General features: G+C 58.7%; 19 protein-coding genes and 3 pseudogenes. 14 read left to right on the forward strand and 8 right to left on the reverse strand.

Translation table 11 applies throughout. The annotated features are described in order from the left end of the window. Window positions 1–16: 16 nt before the first annotated feature. A complete protein-coding gene (locus AABE10_RS21400; protein ID WP_342935240.1) occupies window positions 17–2,338 on the forward strand; it encodes an acyl-CoA dehydrogenase in 2,322 nt (773 codons plus the stop codon). A 20-nt stretch (window positions 2,339–2,358) separates the two neighbouring features. Further along, window positions 2,359–3,582, forward strand: coding sequence for a CaiB/BaiF CoA-transferase family protein (locus tag AABE10_RS21405; RefSeq protein ID WP_342935241.1), 1,224 nt, complete (start codon window positions 2,359–2,361; stop codon window positions 3,580–3,582). A 28-nt stretch (window positions 3,583–3,610) separates the two neighbouring features. Here AABE10_RS21405 and AABE10_RS21410 read toward each other — a convergent pair whose 3' ends face one another. Further along, window positions 3,611–3,970, reverse strand: a complete 360-nt coding sequence (locus AABE10_RS21410; RefSeq protein ID WP_342935242.1) for a ketopantoate reductase C-terminal domain-containing protein — start codon at window positions 3,968–3,970, stop codon at window positions 3,611–3,613. A 126-nt stretch (window positions 3,971–4,096) separates the two neighbouring features. Continuing rightward, window positions 4,097–5,122 (reverse strand): AraC family transcriptional regulator, encoded by a 1,026-nt coding sequence (locus tag AABE10_RS21415; RefSeq protein ID WP_342935279.1) that lies wholly within the window; start codon window positions 5,120–5,122, stop codon window positions 4,097–4,099. 140 nt (window positions 5,123–5,262) lie between these two features. Here AABE10_RS21415 and AABE10_RS21420 point away from each other — a divergent pair, with 140 nt between their 5' ends. From AABE10_RS21420 to AABE10_RS36470, 3 genes and pseudogenes are all read left to right on the forward strand, one after another. Further along, on the forward strand, window positions 5,263–6,945 hold the full coding sequence (locus AABE10_RS21420) for an acyl-CoA synthetase (RefSeq protein ID WP_342935243.1): 1,683 nt from the start codon (window positions 5,263–5,265) through the stop codon (window positions 6,943–6,945). Beyond that, complete coding sequence (locus AABE10_RS21425; RefSeq protein ID WP_342935244.1) at window positions 6,942–7,709, forward strand: 3-hydroxyacyl-CoA dehydrogenase; 768 nt, start codon at window positions 6,942–6,944, stop codon at window positions 7,707–7,709. Before AABE10_RS21420 ends, AABE10_RS21425 begins: the two co-directional genes overlap by 4 nt. 14 nt (window positions 7,710–7,723) lie before the next feature. Then, window positions 7,724–7,854: pseudogene (locus AABE10_RS36470) on the forward strand (acetyl-CoA C-acetyltransferase); the annotation flags it as partial. A gap of 41 nt (window positions 7,855–7,895) precedes the next feature. Here the strand turns inward: AABE10_RS36470 and tnpC are convergent. The 5 genes from tnpC to AABE10_RS21450 form a co-directional block, all read right to left on the reverse strand. Next, on the reverse strand, window positions 7,896–9,470 hold the full coding sequence (gene tnpC, locus AABE10_RS21430; RefSeq protein ID WP_342935245.1) for an IS66 family transposase: 1,575 nt from the start codon (window positions 9,468–9,470) through the stop codon (window positions 7,896–7,898). Between the two features lie 64 nt (window positions 9,471–9,534). After that, window positions 9,535–9,882, reverse strand: coding sequence for an IS66 family insertion sequence element accessory protein TnpB (gene tnpB, locus AABE10_RS21435; RefSeq protein WP_342935246.1), 348 nt, complete (start codon window positions 9,880–9,882; stop codon window positions 9,535–9,537). Next, window positions 9,870–10,256, reverse strand: a complete 387-nt coding sequence (tnpA, locus tag AABE10_RS21440; protein WP_342935247.1) for an IS66-like element accessory protein TnpA — start codon at window positions 10,254–10,256, stop codon at window positions 9,870–9,872. The genes tnpB and tnpA overlap by 13 nt, the downstream gene beginning before the upstream one ends. Window positions 10,257–10,534: 278 nt before the next feature. Beyond that, the gene (locus AABE10_RS21445; protein ID WP_342935248.1) at window positions 10,535–10,753 is read right to left on the reverse strand and encodes a helix-turn-helix transcriptional regulator; all 219 of its coding nucleotides are present in this window, start codon (window positions 10,751–10,753) and stop codon (window positions 10,535–10,537) included. Window positions 10,754–10,755: 2 nt separating this feature from the next. Then, window positions 10,756–11,328, reverse strand: a complete 573-nt coding sequence (locus AABE10_RS21450) for a DUF2975 domain-containing protein (protein ID WP_342935249.1) — start codon at window positions 11,326–11,328, stop codon at window positions 10,756–10,758. Between the two features lie 407 nt (window positions 11,329–11,735). Here AABE10_RS21450 and AABE10_RS21455 point away from each other — a divergent pair, with 407 nt between their 5' ends. The 6 genes and pseudogenes from AABE10_RS21455 to AABE10_RS21480 all read left to right on the forward strand — a co-directional run. Further along, on the forward strand, window positions 11,736–12,053 hold the full coding sequence (locus AABE10_RS21455; RefSeq protein WP_342935250.1) for a hypothetical protein: 318 nt from the start codon (window positions 11,736–11,738) through the stop codon (window positions 12,051–12,053). A gap of 304 nt (window positions 12,054–12,357) precedes the next feature. Next, window positions 12,358–13,413, forward strand: coding sequence for a hypothetical protein (locus tag AABE10_RS21460; RefSeq protein WP_342935251.1), 1,056 nt, complete (start codon window positions 12,358–12,360; stop codon window positions 13,411–13,413). A gap of 53 nt (window positions 13,414–13,466) precedes the next feature. Beyond that, window positions 13,467–13,759 (forward strand): annotated as a pseudogene (locus AABE10_RS21465) (aldose epimerase); the annotation flags it as partial. A gap of 152 nt (window positions 13,760–13,911) precedes the next feature. Further along, the gene (locus AABE10_RS21470) at window positions 13,912–14,565 is read left to right on the forward strand and encodes a peptidoglycan DD-metalloendopeptidase family protein (protein WP_428983368.1); all 654 of its coding nucleotides are present in this window, start codon (window positions 13,912–13,914) and stop codon (window positions 14,563–14,565) included. Window positions 14,566–14,594: 29 nt separating this feature from the next. After that, window positions 14,595–14,810 carry a hypothetical protein gene (locus tag AABE10_RS21475; protein WP_428983363.1) on the forward strand — a complete coding sequence of 72 codons (216 nt, stop codon included), beginning with the start codon at window positions 14,595–14,597 and terminating at the stop codon, window positions 14,808–14,810. Window positions 14,811–15,008: 198 nt separating this feature from the next. Continuing rightward, window positions 15,009–15,555: pseudogene (locus AABE10_RS21480) on the forward strand (flavin reductase family protein); the annotation flags it as partial. Window positions 15,556–15,721: 166 nt separating this feature from the next. Here the strand turns inward: AABE10_RS21480 and AABE10_RS21485 are convergent. Continuing rightward, a complete protein-coding gene (locus tag AABE10_RS21485; protein WP_342935253.1) occupies window positions 15,722–16,807 on the reverse strand; it encodes a LacI family DNA-binding transcriptional regulator in 1,086 nt (361 codons plus the stop codon). A 122-nt stretch (window positions 16,808–16,929) separates the two neighbouring features. On the opposite strand from AABE10_RS21485, the gene AABE10_RS21490 reads away from it, so the two are divergent. The 3 genes from AABE10_RS21490 to AABE10_RS21500 all read left to right on the forward strand — a co-directional run bounded on the left by AABE10_RS21490 (window position 16,930) and on the right by AABE10_RS21500 (window position 21,413). Continuing rightward, window positions 16,930–18,384 (forward strand): aldehyde dehydrogenase family protein, encoded by a 1,455-nt coding sequence (locus AABE10_RS21490; protein WP_342935254.1) that lies wholly within the window; start codon window positions 16,930–16,932, stop codon window positions 18,382–18,384. A gap of 264 nt (window positions 18,385–18,648) precedes the next feature. Then, window positions 18,649–19,380 (forward strand): OmpW/AlkL family protein, encoded by a 732-nt coding sequence (locus tag AABE10_RS21495; protein ID WP_342935255.1) that lies wholly within the window; start codon window positions 18,649–18,651, stop codon window positions 19,378–19,380. 437 nt (window positions 19,381–19,817) lie between these two features. After that, window positions 19,818–21,413, forward strand: a complete 1,596-nt coding sequence (locus AABE10_RS21500) for a methyl-accepting chemotaxis protein (RefSeq protein ID WP_342935256.1) — start codon at window positions 19,818–19,820, stop codon at window positions 21,411–21,413. Window positions 21,414–21,733: the final 320 nt, after the last annotated feature.

Here is a 21,733-nt window from a genome sequence, read left to right on the forward strand (position 1 = left end):
AACGATGGAGACGAGTATGGACATCGAAATGCAACAGGCATTCAAGGACAGCGCGCGCGATCTGATCAGCCGCGGCGATCCCGGGAAGCGGCGCGCGGCCTCATGGGCCGGCGACGGACACATCGACCGCGCCGTATGGCGGCAGATGGCTGAGGCCGGCTGGACCGCGTTGCTGGTGCCGGAGGCGCAGGGCGGTCTGGGCCTCGGTCTCGCAGAGGTGGCGGCGGTGGCCGAAGAAGCGGGCCGCGCCGCGTTGCCCGAGCCGTTCGTCGCCGGTGCGGTGCAAGTGGCTTATGCGCTGGTCCACGCAGGGAGCGCGCCGCTCGTCGGCGAGTTGGTTGACCGGCTCGTTGCGGGCGATCTCATCACGGGACTCGCGTGGCAAAGCGCAACGGGCCAACTTGAACCGCTCGACGACGGCGCACTGCACTACCGGCGCGTCGGCGATGTGCTGCATTTGCAAGGCGCGCGTGAGTTCGTGATGCCGGTCATCGGTGCGGATGGCTGGCTCGCACTCGCGTCGGGCGACGAAGGACCGGCGCTACTGTGGATACCGGCTGCGACAGTGTCGTTGCACGTCGAGGCGCAAGCGGGCGTCGGAGGCGTGCCGTCTGGCCGTCTGGTGTGCGACGACTGCGCGCTGCCGGCCGATCATCTGTTGCTGCCAGGCCAGGCTGCGCTCGATGCGGTCGCGCTTGCGAACGACGCCGCGCGCATCGCCCAGGCCGCCGAACTAGTCGGCATCGCGCGCGCCACGCTGGCGACGACTATCGACTACATGAATACTCGCGTGCAGTTCGGCAAGCCAATCGGCTCGTTCCAGGCGTTGCAACATCGTCTGGTGGATGCGTATATCCAGATCGAGCTGGGCGCGATCGTCGTGTGCGACGTGACGGCCGGGCCGGTGTCGGCGGACCGGGCGTTCGCGGCGGCGGCGAGCCGGGCGAAGGCGCGGGCGGCGCATGGCGCGTTGCTCATGACGCGGCTGTCGGTGCAATTGCATGGCGCGATCGGATATACCGAGGAAGGACCGGTGGGCGCGTATCTGCAACGCGCGTTGTCGCTGGCGGCGTGGCTCGGTAACGCGAGCGCGCATCGTCGCCGGTATCACGACATCAACCGCCAGGCAAGCCATGCGCATCCGCTTGCGTCGCAGGAAACGCGCGAAGCGCGCCGAGAGTTTCCGCGCGACGCCGACTGGGACGCAATGCCCGAAGACGTGTTTCGTGCGATGCTGCGCGCGTTCTTCGCCGTTCATTACCCGCCCGCGTTGCGTCACCCGTCGCGCCGCCTGCATTGGCACGAGGTCGAGGGCTGGTACAAGACGCTGTCCGCGCAAGGCTGGGTCGCACCCGCCTGGCCGAAGCAGTATGGCGGCATGGCGCTCGCGCCGGACAAGCTGATCGCCTATATCGAGGAACAGGAACGGTATGGCGTCGGACGGCCGCCCGATCAGGGCCTCATCATGCTCGGGCCGATCCTGTTCCGCTTCGGCACGGACGAGCAGCGTAATCGCTTCCTGCCGAAGATTCTTTCTGGCGAACATGTGTGGGCGCAGGGCTACTCCGAGCCGAACGCCGGCTCCGATCTGGCGGCGTTGCGCACGCAGGCGACACTCGATGGCGACCACTTCGTTGTTAACGGACAGAAGACCTGGTCAACGCTCGCGCAGGACGCGACGCACATGTTCATGCTGGCGCGCACCGACAACAGCGGCAAGAAGCAGCACGGCATCAGCTTTCTGCTGGTCGATCTGAAAACGCCGGGCGTGACCGTGCGGCCGATCCGCACCGTCGCCGGCGACGAAGAATTCTGCGAGGTGTTTTTCGACGATGTGCGCGTGCCGCGCGAAAACCTCGTCGGCGAGCTGCACAAGGGCTGGGACATCGCCAAAAAGTTGCTCGGCTTCGAACGTCTTTTCTCCGGCAGTCCAAAACATTCACAGCACACGCTCGGCCTCGTGAATCAGCTGGCGCAATCGCGCGGGTTCTCGACGGATCCGACATGGGCCGACCGCTACGCCGACGCGCTGCTCGACGTGGCCGACCTGAGCACCGCTTACGCGAGTTTTGCGGCCATCGTCAAACGCGGCGCGGCGCTGCCGCCGGAAGTGTCGTTCCTGAAAATCTGGGCCACCGAGACGCACGAGCGCGTCGCGATGCTGCTCAACGACATGGCCGCTGAATCCGCGATGGTGCGCGCGCCGCACGATGCCACAGGTCACGCGATGCAGGTCCATCAGCCTCTGTACAACGCGCTCGCCGCCAAGATATTCAGCGGCAGCAACGAGATCCAGCGCAACATTCTGGCCCGACAGGTGCTCGGCCTGCCGGCCTGACAACACATGAAGGGGACACGATGAATCAGCTGATGTCGCATATCCGCGTGCTCGACCTGAGCCGCGTGTTCTCCGGCCCGTGGGTCGGCCAGATGCTGGCCGACTTCGGCGCCGACGTCATCAAGGTCGAACGCCCCGTGCATGGCGACGACACGCGTCATCAGGGCTTCCGCTTGCGCAACGGCGATGACGAGGAAACCAGCGAGACGTCGTCCTTCGTCGCGATGAATCGCGGCAAACGCTCGATTACGATCGACCTGTCGCAAGCCGCCGGCCAGCAGATCATCCGTCAACTTGCAGCGCAATGCGACGTTCTGGTAGAAAACTTCAAGGCCGGTGATCTGGATCGCCACGGCCTCGGCTTCGAGGACCTGCACGCGCTGAATCCGAGGCTCGTCTATTGTTCGATCAGCGGCTTCGGGCAGAGCGGACCGTACAGAGGCCGTCCCGGTTACGATCCGATCTTTCAATCGATGAGCGGGTTGATGGCGATGACCGGCGCCCCCGACGGCGCGCCGGGCGCCGGCCCGCAGAAAGTTGGCTACGCGGTGTCTGATCTGACGGCTGGCTTCTACGCGATGTCGGCGGTGCTCGCCGCGCTTTATCATCGTGATACGTTATCGGGCGAAGGGCAGTATATCGACGTCGCGTTGCTCGATGCGCAGATCGGCGCGATCTCGCACATGGCACAAAACTATTTCGCGTCCGGACGACAGCCGCCGCGCCTCGGCACCAGTTCCGAAATCACCTGCCCGTATCAGGCGTTCGCATGCAGCGACGGCGACGTGATGGTGTCGGTGGGCAACGATGGTCAGTTTCGCAAGTTCGCGGCCGCGATCGGTTTGCCCGCGCTCGCCGACGATGCTCGCTTCGTCACCAATCCAAAGCGTGCCGCAAATCGCGCCACGCTGATTCCGCTGATCGCCGAAGCACTCTCTGCGCAACCGGTCTTGCACTGGCTCGACGTGCTGGAGCAACAGGGCATTCCCTGCGGACCGATCAACGGCTTCGAGCAGACGTTCGCCGATCCGCAGGTCGTGCATCGGCAAATGCGGCGCACGCTCGTGCATCCGACCATCGGCGCGATGCCGTTTGTCGCCAATCCCGTGCGCTTCTCCGCGACACCGGTTCAATATCGCCGTCCACCCCCGCTGCTCGGCGAACATACCAACGACATCCTCTCGGAACTGATCGGCCTCGACGCCGAACAGATCGCGCAACTGCGCGAGCAACGCGTGGTGTGAGAGCCGCGTTGCCCGAGCGCCGCGGCGTTCAGGGCAACAAACCGAGCACCGACGCCCGCATGCGTGGCAACGCATACACGGCGTCGAGCAGCGGCGCCGGACGATCGAGGCGCCGCGCGATGCCGACCAGCGTGCCGAGAATCGCAACGATTTTGCCCGATCGACCCGCTTCCACATCTTGCAGCATCGACGTCTTCACTTCGCCGAGGCGGTGCCTCAATGCGAGACGCTCGCCCGTTTCGATGGCGACGCGCACGCCGAGCGACGCGCCGAGCGCAATCGTCCGGTCCACTACGCCTACCAAGAACTGGCGGCGCACAGCGGGATCGTCGATCAGTTTGTCGGTCGAACAGCCCGCCAGCAGACTGACCGAAGCAGGCGTTGCCAAGCAGTTTCAGCCAGACGTCGTGCCGCACGTCGATAGCCGTGGCCCCGAAATCCGGGAGCAGCCATGACAAAAGCCTCTATGAGCGACAGCACGAGAAAGTGTTACATCAGAGAACCTTCCCTCCGGCTATCTGACGCTGTGGACGACCAACGGGTCGCCCACTCTTCGTTGAATCTGAGCTCGATACTTGCCGGGACTTGTTCCAGTCCACTTGCGAAAGGCGCGGTGGAATGCGCTGGGTTCGGAGAATCCAAGCTGAACGGCAATCTCAGCAACGCTCAGCTTGCTTTCCCGAAGTAGTGACTGGGCCAACGTACTGCGCACTTCCTCTTTTATCGCAGCGTAGCTTTGCCCCTCGACCTGTAGACGGCGACGAAGCGTAGCTGGGCTAAGCCCCAGTTTTGTCGCCACAGCATCAAAAGAAGGCCAATCACCGGTCGGCACCGTTTTCAGCTCCTCACGCATCCTTGTGACGATGCCGGGGTCGTGTCGATAGCGGACAAGTAGATTGGCAGGTGCCTCCCGTAGGAACGCCTTGAGCGCTCGCTCCGAACGAATTGTGGGTAGCTCGAGAAGCGCCGCGTCGAATATGAGCCGAGTCTGCGGCTTGTCGAAGTGCACAGGCACGCCGAAAAAATCGAGGTAATCTGGGCGGCGTTTAGGACACGAGCAAGCGAATTCGATCACGCGTAATGGAATGCGTCGGCCAGTGAGCCAGCATGCGAGGCCAAGCAATAACAGCCAGAACGCCCGGTAAGCGAACGCTTCATAAACAGGAGTTCGACCGAGGAGAACAATCTCGGCGTGCCCGTCCACAACGGCCAGTTCGCCGCGCGGATAGTCAAGCACGGCGCGAAGGAAGCCCAGCGCTCGGCGCAGAGCACGGCCTAGCGTGCCAGCATGCAGAACTGCGTGGCACATCAACGAAAAGCTGCCCCGCCGCATCGGTCGAGCACCGAGCCCGAAAAATTCATCGTCTGTCGCGTTTGCAATCGCGAGCCAAGTCAGGCCGTATTGCTGCGTGGTCACATAGTCACCCGTCAGTTTCGACAGACCGGCTGCTTCCAGCGCAGTCTGGGCTTGGAAGCCCTGACGACGAAAACATCGCAGAGCGTCATCCAGAAACCCTACCGAGACATTTTGCTGGTTCAACTGTAGGCCTCCAAAACTGGCAAATTCAATCAAGATTCTAGATTCCTTATGTCATTGTTTGCAACGTCCGCTGTGCCTACCATGTGGAAAACACACCGTGCGACCGCGGAAAGCGGCGACTTTGAGAAAGGAGACAACTCATGGAAGCAGGAACTTCTGGGCCGCCGGTGCGCCCCTATTCGGAAGCCGTCGCGACGTTCTCGCTCGACGACGCAATGTCGCATCTGGACGGCGACCTCGAGCAAGGGCTGAACGCTTGCATCGAGTGTTGCGACCGCCACGCAAAAGGCGAAGCAATCGCAGTCGACTGCATTGATAGCAAAGGTCAACATCGGAGCCTGACGTTCACCGAGCTCCAGACGTACGCGAGTCGCGTCGCCAACATGCTCGTGGCCTCCGGTGTGAAGCCGGGCGACGTCGTCGCGGGACTGTTGCCGCGCACGCCCGAACTGATAGCAACAATTCTCGGGGTTTGGCGAGCGGGCGCGGTTTATCAGCCGCTGTTTACTGCTTTTGGTCCCAAAGCAATCGAGCACAGGTTGAGCATGAGTTCCGCGACCCTCGTGGTTACCAACTCAGCGCAACGAGGCAAACTTGATGAGGTGCTCGATTGCCCGCCCATTGCCACCGTACTGCCGCTCGGAGAGCAGCCGCGGCCGAGCGATATCGATTTCCTCGCAGCTCTCGAATCGCAGGCGGCGTCATTTGAGCCCGTCCTTCGCAAGGGCACTGACCTGTTCATGATGATGTCTACGTCAGGAACGACCGGTCTGCCGAAAGGCGTGCCCGTGCCGCTGCGAGCCTTATTGGCTTTTGGCGCATACATGCGCGAGGCCGTTGACCTTCGCGAAAACGACCGCTTCTGGAACGTAGCGGACCCCGGTTGGGCATACGGGCTGTACTACGCGATTACCGGGCCGCTCCTTCTCGGCCACGCCACCACTTTGTACGAGGGTAGCTTCACGGTCGATAGCACTTACGATGTCATCGAACGTCTGGGTATCAACAACCTTGCAGGATCGCCCACGGCATTTCGGATTCTGATGGCAGCCGGAGCCGACGCAGCGGCACGTGTCAAAGGAAAGCTGCGCGTAGTGAGTAGCGCTGGTGAACCGCTCAATCCGGAAGTAGTTCGTTGGTTTGATTCAGTGCTGGGTGCGCGGATTTACGACCACTATGGCCAAACCGAAACAGGGATGGTGGTCAACAATCATCATGCTTTAGCCCATCCCGTACGGCCGGGGTCTGCGGGTTTTGCGATGCCCGGATACAGAGTTGCGGTTCTCGACGAAGAGGGTGCAGAACTTCCGCCGAATCAGGCTGGCCGGCTTGCCGTTGATATCTCGAAGTCCCCCTTGCTTTGGTTCACAGGCTATCTGAAACATGATCCGTCGCTGTTTGCTGGAGGTTACTACCGCACAGGCGACAACGTCGAGCTTGAACCCGACGGCAGCATAAGCTTCATCGGCCGTTCCGACGACGTCATTACCTCATCCGGGTACCGAATTGGTCCGTTCGATGTGGAGAGCGCTCTCATCGAGCATCCGGCCGTGTACGAAGCAGCAGTAATAGGCGTGCCGGACGCTGAGCGAACGGAAATCGTGAAGGCGTTTGTTGTCCTCCGTTCCGGATATCACGGCGGCCCGGAGCTGGCTGAGGAGTTGACTCAGCACGTCAAACGACGGCTTTCCGCCCATGCCTATCCGCGCGCCATCGAGTTTTTGGACGAGTTGCCGAAGACTCCGAGCGGAAAGATTCAACGCTTCATTCTGCGCAAGATGGAGGCGGACAGGGCCAACAGCACGGCAGCGAGAAAAGCATGAACATCGGCGACAAAGTCTTCGTGGTCACGGGTGCTGCGTCCGGTTTGGGGGCCGCAGTTGCGCGCATGGTTACGGCCGAGTGCGGCAAGGTAATGCTTCTGGATATCAACCGCGAGGCTGCTTCGGCCTTGGCTTGTGAGCTCGGTCCTGCTGCAGACGCGTGCGCAGTTGACGTGTCGAACGTATCCGACGGCGAGAACGCAATCCAGGCTACGCTTGAAAAGTTCGGTCGGCTCGACGCGCTCGTGAACTGCGCGGGCGTCGCGCCGGTAGGAAAGGTCGTTGGCCGCGAGGGTCCTCACCCGCTGGACGCATTCGCACGTGCAGTCACCATCAACCTCATCGGCACGTTCAATATGATTCGCCTCGCGGCTGACGCGATGGCGAAGCAGGACCCTGCCGCTACCGGCGAACGTGGCGTAATTATCAATACATCCTCAATCGCCGCCTTCGATGGACAAGTTGGTCAGGCCGCGTACGCCGCATCGAAGAGCGGCGTCGTAGGGCTGACATTACCGGTTGCCCGAGAGCTCGCACACTTCGGAATCCGGGTCGTAACCATCGCGCCGGGAATCTTTGCGACGCCGATGATGTCTGCGATGCCCCAGGAGGTCCAGGACGGTCTGGGCAGGAACGTGCCATTCCCGTCTCGTCTTGGCCGACCTGACGAATTCGCAGCATTGGTCCGACATATTGCGGAGAACACCATGTTGAATGGAGAAGTGATTCGTCTGGATGGCGCTTTGCGCATGGCCCCACGTTGAGAGGGGAGCACACGATCACTACGTCTGATGCAGTAATAATAATGGGCGCCGCCCGCATCCCAATGGGTGGTTTCCAAGGCGACTTGGCCTCTCTTTCCGTTTCAGAATGGGCGCAGTTGTCATCGAAGCCGCCGTTGAGCATGCCGACTGTAAGCGGCCAGCGAACCCGCCTTGACGAACGGTGACCTAGGCGACAGATGTAGATGGCCGCCAGTTATGTGGCAGCAATGCCGCGATGTCGCTCGCCCTGTGGGTAGGCAAGCGCGACAGGATGTCTTTCAGATAGGCGTGAGGTTCGTGACCGTTGAGTTGCGCTGAGCGGATGAGGCTCATGATTGCAGCCGCACGTTGGCCAGCCCGCAGCGACCCGGCGAATAACCAGTTGGCCCTCCCGATGGCCCATGGGCGGATCTGATTTTCTACCCAGTTGTTGTCTATGGGCACGTGCCCGTCATCGAGATAGCGCGTCAGCGCCTCCCAGCGTTTGAGGCTATAGTCCAGCGCTTTCGCAATCGCCGAACCTGCCGACACCAGCTTGCGTTGCGCCACCATCCATTCGTAAAGGGCGTCGCACACCCGTTTGGCGTGGCTCTGCCGAAGCCGGTGTCGTGCTTCGATATCAAGCGTCGCGGCATCACGTTCGATGTTATATAGCTCGGTGAAGAACGGCAGCGCCTGCTCAGCGAGTTGACTGCTGTGATTGGCATGCAACTCGAAGAACTTGCGCCTCGCGTGAGCTGCGCAGCCGATTTCGGTGATGCCTTGAAGGAATGAGGCCTTGTAACCACCGTAGTCGTCACACACCAGCTTGCCGTGCCAGTCACTCAGGAACGCACGGGCATGCTCACCGGCGCGGCCTGCGGCGAAGTCGTAGACCACCGCACGCAGGTTACTGAATTGCGCAGGCGTATACGCCCACAGATAGGCGCGATGTGTCTTGCCCTTGCCGGGGCTGAGCATTTGTACCGGGGTTTCGTCCGCGTGCAAGACACCTTGCTGCAGGATCTCTCGATGAAGCGCGTCAACTAACGGCTGCAACTGCGCACCACACGTGCCCACCCAAGCGCCTAACGTGGACCTCGGTATTGGCAGTCCCGCGCGCGCATAGATCTGCTCCTGGCGATACAGAGGCAAATGATCTGCAAATTTGCTGACCAGTACCGATGCCAGAAGTCCGGTGGTCGGAATGCCCTTGTCGATGACGTGTGCAGGCACCGGTGCCTGAGTGAGCGTCTCGCAGTTGCGACACACCCATTTACCCCGAATGTGCCGCTCCACCGTGAAGACGCCCGGCGCGTAGTCCAGCTTCTCGCTGATGTCTTCGCCGATACGCACGCGTTCGCAGCCCCACTGGCAGACTGTGCTGTCCGGTTCGTGATGGATGTCGATACGCGGTAATTGTTGCGGCAAGGGCGCGCGCTTCGGCTGCTCGTGTTGCCGCTTCCGTGTGGGCTCGAGCTGCTCGAGTTCTATCTCGATGGCGGCCAGGTCGGCGTCAATCGCCTCGTCAAGCAGACTCATCTGCTCGTTGTTGAGCTGCTCGCTGCGCCTGCCAAACTGCTGACGCCTGAGGACGGAGACCTCGTGAGTCAGTTGCTCGATCCGGCTTTGCCGGTAATGCAGCTCCCGTTCCAGTTCACCGACTTCTCGCCGTTTCGCGGTAACCTCTGCATCCTTCGCGTTGACCTCAGCGATCAGTTGCGCCGCAAGGGCACGCAACTGCTCCGGACTGAGAGCATCAAGGTCGGTCGGCGGGTTCATGCGGACCAGTCTGCCAGAACCGGGTACCCCCGGAAAGCAGAACTGTTTACGTCCCGTCGATGCATCAGATGATGCGGATGACGCCGTCCTGACCGATGCGCTGCCACGGCAATCCCAACACCAGACCTGCCAGCTGTTCGTATGTGAGCGCGTGCTGCTTCGGTTCGCTGCCAGCGTGCGGCCAGACGAACTGCCCCTGATTCAGCCGCCGCGCCGCCAGCCAGATGCCGATGCCGTCGTGGACGAGAACCTTCAGGCGGTTGGCACGGCGGTTGGTAAAGAGATAGGCATGGTGTGGATGCGCGGCGCCGAACACCTTCACGACGCGCGCCAGCGCCGTGTCGAAGCCGGCTCGCATATCCAGCGGATCGACGGCCAGCCAGATCTCATCGACGCGGATCACCGCAGCCACTCGCGCAGCCACAGCGCGCACTGCGCGGCTTCGGCGACCGGCCAGCTTACCGTTATCAACTGATCTCCACGGCGCACTTCGATATGAATCGCGCTCGAATGTGCATCCTTCGCCTCGATGGCGACGGGGACGAACGCTGGCAGCGGCGCTGATTCAACATCTGCCGGACGCCCCGGCAACCGCTTGGGAAGTCTGCCTTCTGCCTGATCGAGCCAGCGGCGCAACAGATTCGCGTTAAGCCGATGTTCCAGCGCGACCGCGGCAACTGAGACGCCGGTTACCTGGCAAGCGGCAACAACCCGCGCCTTGAATTCCTCGCTGTAGCGCCGGCGACGCCGACGTGCAGGCAGCGCCTGTTCTTCGATAGTGTTCACGTGTCCGCTTATTCGTTAAGTGGACACGATACTCCCAAGTGCTTCAACGGAACTCAAGGTGAGTTGCCTGGCCGCTTACTGCCGACTTGCGAGAAGCGACGGTCGATGAGCTGATAATGGTTGCGTCTTGCCCGCCGGAGCCGGGCAGGGCACCGGCCAAAACATCTAGATCTGCCCAGTCAGATCTGCCCGGTCGTCCATCGCTTTGCTCTCGCTCTACAGGGCGATGTGCCGGTGACAGACCTTTGCCATGAAGTGAACAGCCAAAGGCTTGACGCTCAATTGGGGGGGGCGTCGGCAACGTATTCGAGCAAATCTCCAGGCTGGCAAGAGAGGGCCTCGCAGAGTGCTTCCATGGTAGAGAAGCGGATCGCGCGAGCCTTGCCCGTCTTAAGCACAGAGAGGTTCGGCAGGCTTATCTCGACAATCTCCGAAAGCTCGGTCAAGCTCATCTTACGTCGCGCCAGCATGACATCAAGGTTGACGATTATTGCCATGTTCAAATTGTCAGGTTGGCTTCTTCGTCCAAGGCTGCGCCTCTTCTCAACACTTCTGCGCTGCCAAGTGCCAAGCCCGCAAGTACCAGTTTGTCGGGCGGTGTCACGAGAGCTAAAAACAAAAAAACCGAGACCTCGAACTGTACTCTTGGATCCAGTAGTGCCAAAGACAGGTACGCCACGGGGAAGGTCAATAGGTCCAGTGCCGAAAATATGAGCAATAAACGCCCAATCCGTCGGAGCGCACTGGCGTTCCGAAGCGACAACAACTTGTTGCTCTGCCCAGCGTTGCCGAAGACCAGTCGCAGTGCCTTATAGACCACGATGATGACAGTCAGCTTGGCCAGGCATGAGCCGATCAGAATTGCCAACGTCAACGCAGGAAAGTGGAGGTATGGGATCCCTGGGCCGGCACCTATCTTCCATGTCGATTGGACAAGGCCGAGCGCTGCCTGTACCGGTTGAAAAGTTATCGAGTAGACCGCCCATGCGCCGAACATCCACGTGATCGGTCTGAAATTTGAGTGGTGCCAGACGCCACTGTCGGCTCCCCGCTCTTTCATCTTGCTTTCCACCTGCCCGCCTCCTTCAAAGATGCAATCATCACATGGAATCCCGTCAAGTAACCATCTGTCACACAATCCAGGCTTGAAAGTTAATGATACACGATATTATATTATCGTTTATCATTAACTCTGGCGGCCACTAGTGCCGCTTAACCCAGTGGAGAACACATGAAAAAAATGCTCATCGCCATGACTGTAGCGACATTGCTGGCAGGGTGCGTGGTTGATCCTCATACAGCTCGCTCGGGTGCCCGGGGAGCGCTTATCGGCGCAGCCGGTGGAGCGGTCCTCAGTGCCGTAACGGGAGGCGACGTGGCGCAAGGGGCCGCTCTAGGCGCGGCGGCAGGCGCCACCGTAGGAGTTGCGACTTCCGGTCACGACCGACACCATTACTGATCGCCCTGGTGCGTAACGATATGAGACAGCTAGCGGCCGAAAACACCGCCGCATCGCCGGCAGAACCTGTCAAGGCGGTTGGTAATACGGCGATTGGCATGGTCCGGAAGATTGCAACCTCCGCGTACGAGATCGAGCCTGACCGCAATGCGGTGTTCAGGTGGATCACCCACGCGCCGTTGGCCGCCTTCGGGAACAAAACTGCATTGGAATTGGCAGCAATTGGTGAGGGTGACCACGTGCTGCGGTTACTGCAGACATTTCTAAGTCAAGGGGAAGCGGGCGGCCTGGAGGGGGTGACGAAATACCCCTTGCAGGGGGCGAGAGTCAGGAAATAGGGCGGATCGGCATAAAGGTCCCGATGGAATAAATTCGCGATCTCAGTGCGCATCTTCGCCGGGGCTGTCAGATTCGTCGTGTCCAGCTTGTTTTCACCTGCGCGAGCTTTGTCTGTGCAGGCGATCGCTAGATGACAATGGCGCCGCCCAGAGTTGATTGTCACGGAAAGCCTATGGAGCCGCGGCTTGCGCCGACACAGGGGCGTGTAACCCGTCCATGACCCGACGGTATTCTGCTTCGTCGTAAGCAGTCACGTTCTATGTCCGTCGAGGCGCAAGCCTGCCCTTCACCTGAATTGACGACATGGAACATCACGCGGGCAATATGCGCGTCGCACAGAACATGAACCCTATCACCGACCTGTCGCCAGGAAAACGGATGAAACTTCTTATTTGCACCGCAGCCATCGTCGCGTTCTTTACGACCGCGTCTGCCGACGCGCAGACCAACACGGCGCAAGCAAAGATCGCTGCCTCGCGCTCCCAAGTGCAGAGGACAACCTATCTTTACGCCACCAAGAACGGACAAAAACTCCAACTAGACCGTCTCGTAGATAACTCCGTCAAAATGGCGGGCAAGCGCCCAGTCATAATCTTTTCTTTTGGCGGGGGGTGGGAAGGGGGCGCGCGGAACGACGAAGGCTTTACAACTGGTCTCGAACATTTTACGTCATTGGGCTATGACGTGATCGCATTGGATTACCGCCTGGGCATCAAGATCGCCAAGGAAAGGAAGGAGATTACTCCGGCCAACGGCACCGAGATGTACCTACGCGCTATCCAATGGAGCGTGGAAGATCTGTTCGACGCCACGTCGTTCGTGCTGAGGCATGCAGACGACTGGAATATCGACAAAGATCAAATTGTCCTCATGGGCGGTAGCTCCGGTGCCACGAATTCTCTGGTTGCTGAATACAACGTTGCGAACGAAACCGAACTGGCTAGGATGCATCTCCCTGCGGGTTTCAACTATGCCGGAGTAATCTCGATGGCAGGGGCATTTTGGCTGAAGGCGAACACGCCACTCACTTTCAGAAGCAAACCCGCCCCGATTATGTTCTTTCACGGCGCGAAGGATCAACTGGTCACGTATGACGAGGTCGAAGGACCGTTCTCCGGCTACGGTCCTGTTGCCTATTTTCGCAAGTTCCCGGGTCCTGACTATCCCAAGTGGTTCGTGGATTATCCCCAAGGTGACCACATTATCGCTGCCATGCCGATGATCGACAGCCTGAATGAAATGGATGCATTTCTCGAGAAGCTTGTCAAGAAACGACAGCAGATCTCAATCCATACCGTCGAGGAAGACGGGACGCCGAAGACTTTCGCAAACGCGGCGGCCATTTTGCCCAAGCCGTGATGTTGAGAGATCAGTTGCGCGACCGCATTCTCGCAGAGGATGAGAGTCATGCCGATAAGATTATCGTCGATTGCTTTCATTGTCTGACCGGACCTTCCGACGAACCGGTGCGGCTCGTGCTGCCGGGGCCGAAGCGGGACGGTTAGCTTCGAGCTGCATCAGCCGGATTCGGTGCCGTGGTACGCCGTCACGACTTGGACGGAGTCGGATATGTCGGACTTCTACTGCGTCGAGCCGTGGCTCGGACTGCCGGACGCCATGTACAACGGCTGCGGCTGCGCCCCGGTTCGCGCCGGGCAGGACTGAGACGGCGTCGCTTCGGCTCGTGGTGACGCCCTCGCACTAAGCGGCAGCGCGCACGCCCGCCGACGGCGCCGTTCGGTCCGGATAAATCCGGGACCATCCCGCCTTCCGATCCGCCGCGCCTCGACGCGCGGCAGCGCTTTACGAGGTCAGGTTTTGCAAAAAAGAATTCGACAGGCCGTCTGCGCATCGCTCATGGTCGTGCTCGCGGCGTGCGGCTCCGGCCCGGTCGCGCCGGGATACTATCGCGTGCAGCGCGGCGACACGCTCTCAAAGATTGCGCGCGAAAACCGCACGTCGGTCAGGAACATCACGCGCTGGAACGCGCTGACAAATCACGACGCCATCGACGTCGGTCAGGTGCTGCTCGTCGAGCCGCCTGCGGGCACCGCGACGGCTCCGGATGGGACGTCGGTTGGTGCATCGAACGCCACACGGAGCGAAGCGAGCGCTGAGGCGTCGTCGCGGACAAAGCTCGGTCCGGGCGTATCGCTCGTATGGCCGGCACAGGGCGCCGTGATTCGCAGCTTCGACGGCAAAAACTCGAAGGGCATCGACATCGCCAATTCGGCGGGCACGCCGGTCGTGGCGGCCGCGGCGGGTAGCGTCGTCTATGCCGGCAACGGCTTGCGCGGCTACGGCAACATGCTGATCGTCAAACATAACGACGACTACCTGACCGCTTACGCCCACAATCGCACGCTGCTGGTGAAGGAGGGACAGACCGTGCAGCAGGGACAGCCGATCGCGGAGATGGGCGACACCGACAGCGATCGCACGATGCTGCACTTCGAGGTGCGCTACATGGGGCGCTCGACGGACCCGTCGCGCTATTTGCCGCCGCGCTAAAAGGCGCGCGGCCGTTACGAGGAAGATGGATGAGAGCGAAGAAGACGATGCCCGCGGCCGCACTCGTTGTGACGGCGGCCCTGAGCGACGCGCCGGCCGGCTGCGCGCACACCGCCAGGATGACATACCTGCCTTCGGGCGGCACGGGCTTCGCGATCAACTTCATCGGCAGCGACGCGTGCACGAGCTGGGTGGCGTGCCATAAGCAGGCCGGCGAGTGTGCGGCCCGTACGGCTACGACGTAATCTCGAAAGACGCCGACAAGGGACGCCGTCGGGCGTATGGGTGGCGGGAATCTTCCGCGCGAACATCAAGAACCGTTGGATGGTGATCCAACCCCGCTGGAACTCATTGCCGCCGGCGACGGCGACCTCATGCTCCAACACTTGCAGGCGATTGCTCCAAACCGCTCAGTTGGCACGGACGCTGCTGCGAGGCAATTGCATCTCTACGTCGAATGGGATCGGCGCACAACTCGGAGCGCACAGACGCGTCGGTGCTTGAACCGCGTGCGGTGGTGCGGATCGGCGCGCCGCCGCCGCATGCGGTGAGCCGTGCGGTGAAGGTCGAACGCGTGTCGGCTTGCGCCGACCCTATCATGCACATCCTCCTGGTTTCCGCCGACGGCCGGCCGCTGCCGCGCTGGACGCCCGGCTCGCATATCAATGTGGTGTGCGGCGATACGGGCCTCTCGCGTCAATACTCGCTGTACGGCGATCCGAAAGACCGCGATGTGTTCGAAATCGCAGTGCTGCCGTGCTAAACGTACGAGCGGATCAGACGGTGCTCAACGCGCTCGAGCTCGCGAGCATCGACGTGCAGAGCGATTGCCGCGAAGGTTTGTGCGGCTCCTGCGAAGTCCGTGTGTTGAAAGGCAAAGTCGATCATCGCGACTTGGTGCTGACGCGCGGCGAGCGGGAAGCGAACGACCGCATGATGACCTGCTGTTCGCGCGCCTGCAGCGGCGAGCGGCTCCTGCTCGAACTCTGAAGGAAGTGTGGGCGCCCAGCACGATCACGCTGGCCTGAGGCTATCCTCGCCGGCCGTCGCTCGGCGCCGCAGTTGGTTTAGGATGAACTGTTGCTGTCAGCGCCGACTTGAAAGAAGGTGTCCTGATTCGTGCTGGCCGCACCATCGGACCTCCAAGTGTAAAGAATCACGGTAAGCTATCGATGCGTTTTGTCGTATCCCTTTGCACCAGTTGAATTGGCAGGATGTCGCGCGTAGAGGCCTTCAACCCCCCGCCCTGGATCCTCTCGACCAGCCTGCGGGCGGCCATTTTTGCCATGGCTTCCACGGGCTGTCGAATCGAGGTAAGTCCGACAAGAGGCGAGCCTGCCAGTGGTATATCGTCAAATCCAATTATGGATAACTTGCCCGGCACGTCCACGCCTTGACGCTTGGCGGCTTCGAGGACACCTAGCGCAATGGTGTCGTTGCCTGCAACGATTGCAGATACCGGCTCGTCCGTGCCGAGGAGCCGCACGGCATTTGAATAGCCGGATTCCGTCGTGTATTCCCCCCAAACGACAGAAATCATTTCTCTGGGCAGGCCTGCTCTGTCGCACCAGGCGAGCGCTCCGCGTGTTCTATCCCTGCTAGTGGATGTATTTTCCGGTCCCATAATGAAACCGATTCGTCGGTGTCCGAGGCTGTGCAAATGTTCTACAGCGACTGCCCCGGCATGCTCATTGTCGACCTCAACCACATCAACGTTCAGATGATCCACCGAGCGCACGACGAGAACAGTTGGAATCCCTCGACGCTGCATTTCCGCCACGGTCGGTGAGTCGAGCGTAGCGGTGGCAAATATGAGCCCGTCGAGATATCCATCAATCAGTGGACGAAAAGCCAAAATTTGTTGGTTATCGTTCATTGAGTCGATGAGCAACATGATCTGATAGCCGTACTCGCTCAGAGCATCGTGGAGGTGCGTGAGAAGAATGGTCATGAAGCGATTGTGAAGCGCTCCGACAACGACACCAATCAGCCGCGTCGGTTTTCGTTTGGATGGCCGGCCAAGCGCAGGGATGCGGTATCCGACTTCGGTTGCCGCCTTGTAGACCGCCTCGCTAGTTTCGGCGCTGATTTTTGGATTCCCCGCAAGTGCTCGCGACGCCGTTGCGACGGATACGCCCGCACGTTCAGCGACGTCACGAAGTCGTGCCTTGGAAGGGCGGTGAAGTTGAGTTGAGTTTGCACGCATTTGCACAACCTCATTCAGATCGCGGAAAAGCCTCATTTAAGCACCATTCCGCCGAGGCTCTGGATGACTACACAGAGACCAAGTCAATCTGGATCAGTGAAGGTAGCCGACAACAATTCGGCCGTCGTTAATCGTTTGGCCCGCAAGGAGCGAATATCATGGACAATCACAAAAAATTCTATATCGACGGTCTTTGGACAGATCCGGATAGCAAGCAATTGATCGATGTGGTCAATCCCGCGACCGGGAAAGCGTTCACTCAGATTACGGCTGGTTCGACGAGCGACGTTGATCGTGCGGTTGCGGCCGCGCGTCGTGCCTTCCCTCTTTATGCTACAACGAGCCGTGACGATCGTCTCCATCTGCTTAGCAGAATCGTTGCTGTCTATCAAAAGCGAAAAGACGAGATCGCCGACGCAATCTCGCGTGAAATGGGGGCGCCGCTGAATCTGGCGCGACAGGTCCAAGCACCGAGTGCACTCGGACATTTCGTCCAAGCCATGGAAGTCCTCCGCGGATATCCCTTCGAGGAGAAAATTGGCAAAACGCGGGTTGTTCGTGAACCGATCGGGGTTTGCGGCTTCATCACACCATGGAACTGGCCGCTGAACCAGATCGCGTGCAAGGTCGCACCTGCGCTCGCGGCTGGTTGCACTGTTGTGCTCAAGCCCAGTGAGATTTCCCCTATTTCCGCTCTCTTGTTTGCAGAGGTAATCGACGAAGCCGGAGTGCCCGCTGGTGTATTTAACATGATCAACGGCGACGGTCCCAGTGTTGGGCACGCGATCGCAGCGCATCCAGGGATCGATATGGTGTCCTTTACCGGTTCGACCCGTGCAGGCATCCAGGTTGCGAAGACCGCTGCGGATACCGTCAAACGGGTAAGTCAAGAACTCGGCGGGAAGTCACCCAATATCCTTGTCGACGATGCGTCCTTTGCTGGCGCAGTGAAACACGGTGCATCAACGTGCTTTATGAACTCCGGGCAATCCTGTAACGCACCTACCCGACTGCTTGTTCCGGCTCATCGACAGGAAGAGGCCATCAAAATCGCCCGCGGGGTTGCAGAAGAGACGCTTCTCGGAGACCCGGCAAACGCGACTACCGTGATCGGGCCTGTCGCGAACCACGCTCAGTTCAACAAGATTCGCGCGCTGATTGAACAGGGCGTCGCGGAAGGAGCGCGGCTGGTTATTGGTGGAACCGAGCTGCCTGCCGAACTGGAAGATGGTTACTTTATTCGTGCAACGGTATTTGCAGATGTCACCAATCGAATGACAATCGCACGCGAGGAAATCTTTGGCCCTGTGCTTTCTATCATGCCCTACAGGTCAGAAGAGGAAGCAATCTCAATTGCCAATGATACGCCGTACGGTCTGTCGTCGTACGTTACTGCATCAGATTTCGAAAAAGCACACGGTATCGCACGCCAACTTCGAGCCGGAATGGTTCATATTAACGGCGCACCATTGGACTACGCGGCACCATTTGGTGGCTACAAGCAATCAGGCAATGGTCGCGAATGGGGGCGATTCGGTTTCGAGGACTTTCTTGAAACAAAGGCGATGTTCGGTTATGAATCAACGGATCATGTGAGCGGTTTGTCAACGTAAGAACGCTATCGTTCGGCGTCGCCCTTCATAGCTCCGTCGTTGAGTTGGCCAGAAATATTTCCGGCCAACTCGAAGCGGGTTAATTACGAGAAAAGCAATTTGCGATATTTGTGAATATAAATAAGCACTACTTAATACTGTCAACCAATTAAAATTTGAACATTTGTCGCGGAATAGTTTGTTAATAAATATATAAGAACAGATTGAGAATGGGCGATCATTAAATGAAATCGCCAAGGTGGTTTCTACAAAAAGGAGACATAGGTGAAAGTTCGGAGATTTTGTATTCGCGCAACTGTTGGATTTGCGATGTCGGTTACGACAATTGCGGCATGTGCACAGAGCGCAGGTGATAATGTTATAAGTGCGGGGTGGTCGCACGCATTTATGCAGACTGGAAGCAATCCTGTCCGTATAACAAGCATTGGCGGTAAGCCCGTTGACATGCAAATTCCGGGTTCTGGTGTGGGAGCAATCAATGGCGATACCGTCGAGCTCGTCATGGAGCATTACTTTACTGATCACATCACCGTCGCATTCACAGGGGGATGGCCGGCCCGAGTCAAACTGGGAGGGCGAGGATCACTTGACGATTTCGGAACACTTGGTGATGCTCGTGCGTGGGCGCCACAGTTGGTCCTGCGTTATAGGTTCGGAAGCTCAGAAAATTCCATCAGGCCATTCATTGGTGTCGGCGTTAATTATACCTGGTTCACTGGTGCTCGCGTTACCAATCAGTCGTTCATTACCGAAAACTACGGACCCGGCGGATCAGTAACTTCAAAGGTTTCGAGTTCTTGGAATCCGGTTATTGAAGCTGGATTCAACTACAACATCAGCAGGAACTGGTCGGTGGGTGCATCGGTGACGTACATACCGATCGACGCCCGCGTCACCAATGAAGGGCATACTGCAAACGGATTGGAAATTGTCAGCGAGACTAAATTGAGGATACGTCCTATTATTACTTTACTTAGCGCTTCATATCGATTCTGAGGTGCGCGGCTGAGATGATTTTGCTTCTATTAAATCATTTCTCGCGGATCAGTTAGTGATAATCGGGTGAGTACTGGTATGTTATTTGTTCCGTTAAAATTCGCGAAATATTTTTAATATGCTTGAATATTTGAAGTATCACCCGGTTATTTTTGTGCTCGAAACAATTGACCTGAAAATATCGCCACCGTCAATAAAAGCGTGCATGTAGAGTGGGGCGATTAAATCCTAAATGACGACGATGGCTCGAGCATGCAATAGTCGTTATCGAAGGACGTAAGTCAAGGCAGGAAGTTCGCCATTACTTTAACAGAAGCCAATCCTTACGGATGTTTTTCTTTAGTCAACCTGTCCTACTGCCGCATACTCATTTTTCAATTAGTGTTGCTTTCGCTTAACAGCGTGGACATTCAATCAGCTAACAAGAAGGATACAAGGTGAGCAGTTTCGCACGAAGCATTAAATTTAAATTTGCAATCGCCTCCGCCGTATGTATGGCCTTCACGCTGTCAATCGGCCTGTTCGGCATATTCGGGATGTCAAGGTTGAACAAAAACATGCTAAATGTCTATTCAGGCAACACTGTGCCAATCATTCATCTTTCCGATGTTCGAGCTTTGCAATTGAGTATTCGAGCGAAACTGCGGCGTTTACAGGTAACCAGAAATACTGGCGATGTGGCTGCCTCTATTCCGCAGATCAAGGCGGATATCGACAAGGTCGAAAAGACCTGGGCGGCTTATTACCCTGCCGAGATTTCGGGAGAAGAGGATCACCGGATTGCTGACAGAATCAATGCCGCGCTGCCTCAACTGAAATCATTGAACGGCGATGCCCTCGACGCATTTTCTGCTGGAAATTTCGATGCCGCGTCGGATGCGATCGAACGATCGGCAAACGTGGCGGATGCCCTCTCCCATGACCTAGGTGCCGGTATGGCAAACAAATTGGAACAGACAAAGCAGTTTGCAGACGCGAGTGAGTCCGTCTTTCGAACGATACTCTGGATTGCAATCGCACTGGTGAGCATAGGTGCCATGGTCGCAGCGGGCGTGTCGATCGGTTTGGTGCGTGCCATTTCCAGCCCGCTGGCCAAGGCTGTAGGCGTAGCCAACCAGATTGCGAACGGCAAGTTGGACAATCATATCGTCGCGAGTTCGCGAGACGAGTTCGGCCAGTTGCTAGAAGCACTACATAAAATGGATGGACAGCTCAGCGCTACCGTGCGTGCTATCAAAGCAAGCGCCGAGTCGGTCACCGTGGCATCGCGGGAAATCGCAAGCGGCAACACTGACCTGTCGGCACGCACTGAGGAACAGGCCGCTTCGCTTGAGGAAACTGCGGCGAGCATGACACAACTCACTGAAACCGTGAAGCAGAATGCCGACAATGCGCGTCACGCGAATGGACTCGCCACACGTGCAACCGACCTGGCTGATGCCGGCGACGATGCAGTGCAGGCCATGGTGGGCACGATCGATAGAATCAATGGCAGCTCGACCAGGATTTCCGAGATTACAGGCGTCATCGAGGGCATCGCATTCCAGACGAACATCCTGGCTTTGAATGCTGCGGTGGAAGCGGCACGCGCCGGCGAACAAGGACGCGGATTTGCTGTCGTGGCCAGCGAAGTGCGCAGCCTTGCCCAACGTTCGGCTGCTGCAGCCAAAGAAATCAAGGAACTGATCGGTTCGTCCGTGGCAATTATCGAGGGTGGCGCGAAACAGGCCACTGAAGTTGGTGCGACGATGGGGGCGGTGAAACAGGCCATCAAGCAGGTATCGGACGTCGTTTGTGAGATCGCCGCCGCATCCGAAGAACAGAGTCGCGGGATCGAACAGGTTAGCCGGGCTGTGAGCCAGATGGATGAAGTGACGCAGCAGAACGCCGCGCTCGTCGAACAGGCGGCGGCAGCAGCGCATTCTCTCGAAGCGCAGGCACAGTCTCTGAGAACGGCAGTAGCCCTGTTTAAACTTGCCAGCCCTGGAACGTTGCCAGAGCAAGCCACTCGCTTAAAAGTCAGTCGCTGTTAAATGTCAAAAAATAGGCCCGTTGCCCCCTGCAACACGAAAATCAGGGCATATAACAGGCTCTATGACGAAAGCCCCTCTCGATTTTAAGCCTGTCGATAGTCCAAGAGGTGACTCCAAAGACACACGGAAGACATTCGGATGAAAACACAGGCAGCGAGTAACGCTGACAATCCGCTGAAGTCAGCGACTTTCCGTAAGCGGCAGTTTCTCCTCACATAGATCCTGAACTGAAAACAGCGCAGGATGTGTCCACGGTTTTTTAATGGACACACCCTTCATGGACGAGAACTGCGCAGATTTTTTGCCCTTGCGTGCGACCA

Origin of the sequence: Paraburkholderia diazotrophica, from assembly GCF_038900755.1 — a bacterium.
Taxonomy (GTDB): Bacteria; Pseudomonadota; Gammaproteobacteria; order Burkholderiales; family Burkholderiaceae; genus Paraburkholderia; species Paraburkholderia diazotrophica_A.

Excerpts from the sequence above, each read along its gene's own strand:
- AABE10_RS21470 (WP_428983368.1), top strand. The coding sequence starts at position 13,912 with ATGGTCGTGCTCGCGGCGTGCGGCTCCGGCCCGGTCGCGCCGGGATAC.
- AABE10_RS21475 (WP_428983363.1), top strand. The coding sequence starts at position 14,595 with ATGAGAGCGAAGAAGACGATGCCCGCGGCCGCACTCGTTGTGACGGCG.
- AABE10_RS21460 (WP_342935251.1), top strand. The coding sequence starts at position 12,358 with ATGGAACATCACGCGGGCAATATGCGCGTCGCACAGAACATGAACCCT.
- AABE10_RS21425 (WP_342935244.1), top strand. The coding sequence starts at position 6,942 with ATGAACATCGGCGACAAAGTCTTCGTGGTCACGGGTGCTGCGTCCGGT.
- AABE10_RS21420 (WP_342935243.1), top strand. The coding sequence starts at position 5,263 with ATGGAAGCAGGAACTTCTGGGCCGCCGGTGCGCCCCTATTCGGAAGCC.
- AABE10_RS21490 (WP_342935254.1), top strand. The coding sequence starts at position 16,930 with ATGGACAATCACAAAAAATTCTATATCGACGGTCTTTGGACAGATCCG.
- AABE10_RS21400 (WP_342935240.1), top strand. The coding sequence starts at position 17 with ATGGACATCGAAATGCAACAGGCATTCAAGGACAGCGCGCGCGATCTG.
- AABE10_RS21485 (WP_342935253.1), bottom strand. The coding sequence starts at position 16,807 with ATGAGGCTTTTCCGCGATCTGAATGAGGTTGTGCAAATGCGTGCAAAC.
- AABE10_RS21445 (WP_342935248.1), bottom strand. The coding sequence starts at position 10,753 with ATGGCAATAATCGTCAACCTTGATGTCATGCTGGCGCGACGTAAGATG.
- AABE10_RS21405 (WP_342935241.1), top strand. The coding sequence starts at position 2,359 with ATGAATCAGCTGATGTCGCATATCCGCGTGCTCGACCTGAGCCGCGTG.
- AABE10_RS21455 (WP_342935250.1), top strand. The coding sequence starts at position 11,736 with ATGAGACAGCTAGCGGCCGAAAACACCGCCGCATCGCCGGCAGAACCT.
- tnpC (WP_342935245.1), bottom strand. The coding sequence starts at position 9,470 with ATGAACCCGCCGACCGACCTTGATGCTCTCAGTCCGGAGCAGTTGCGT.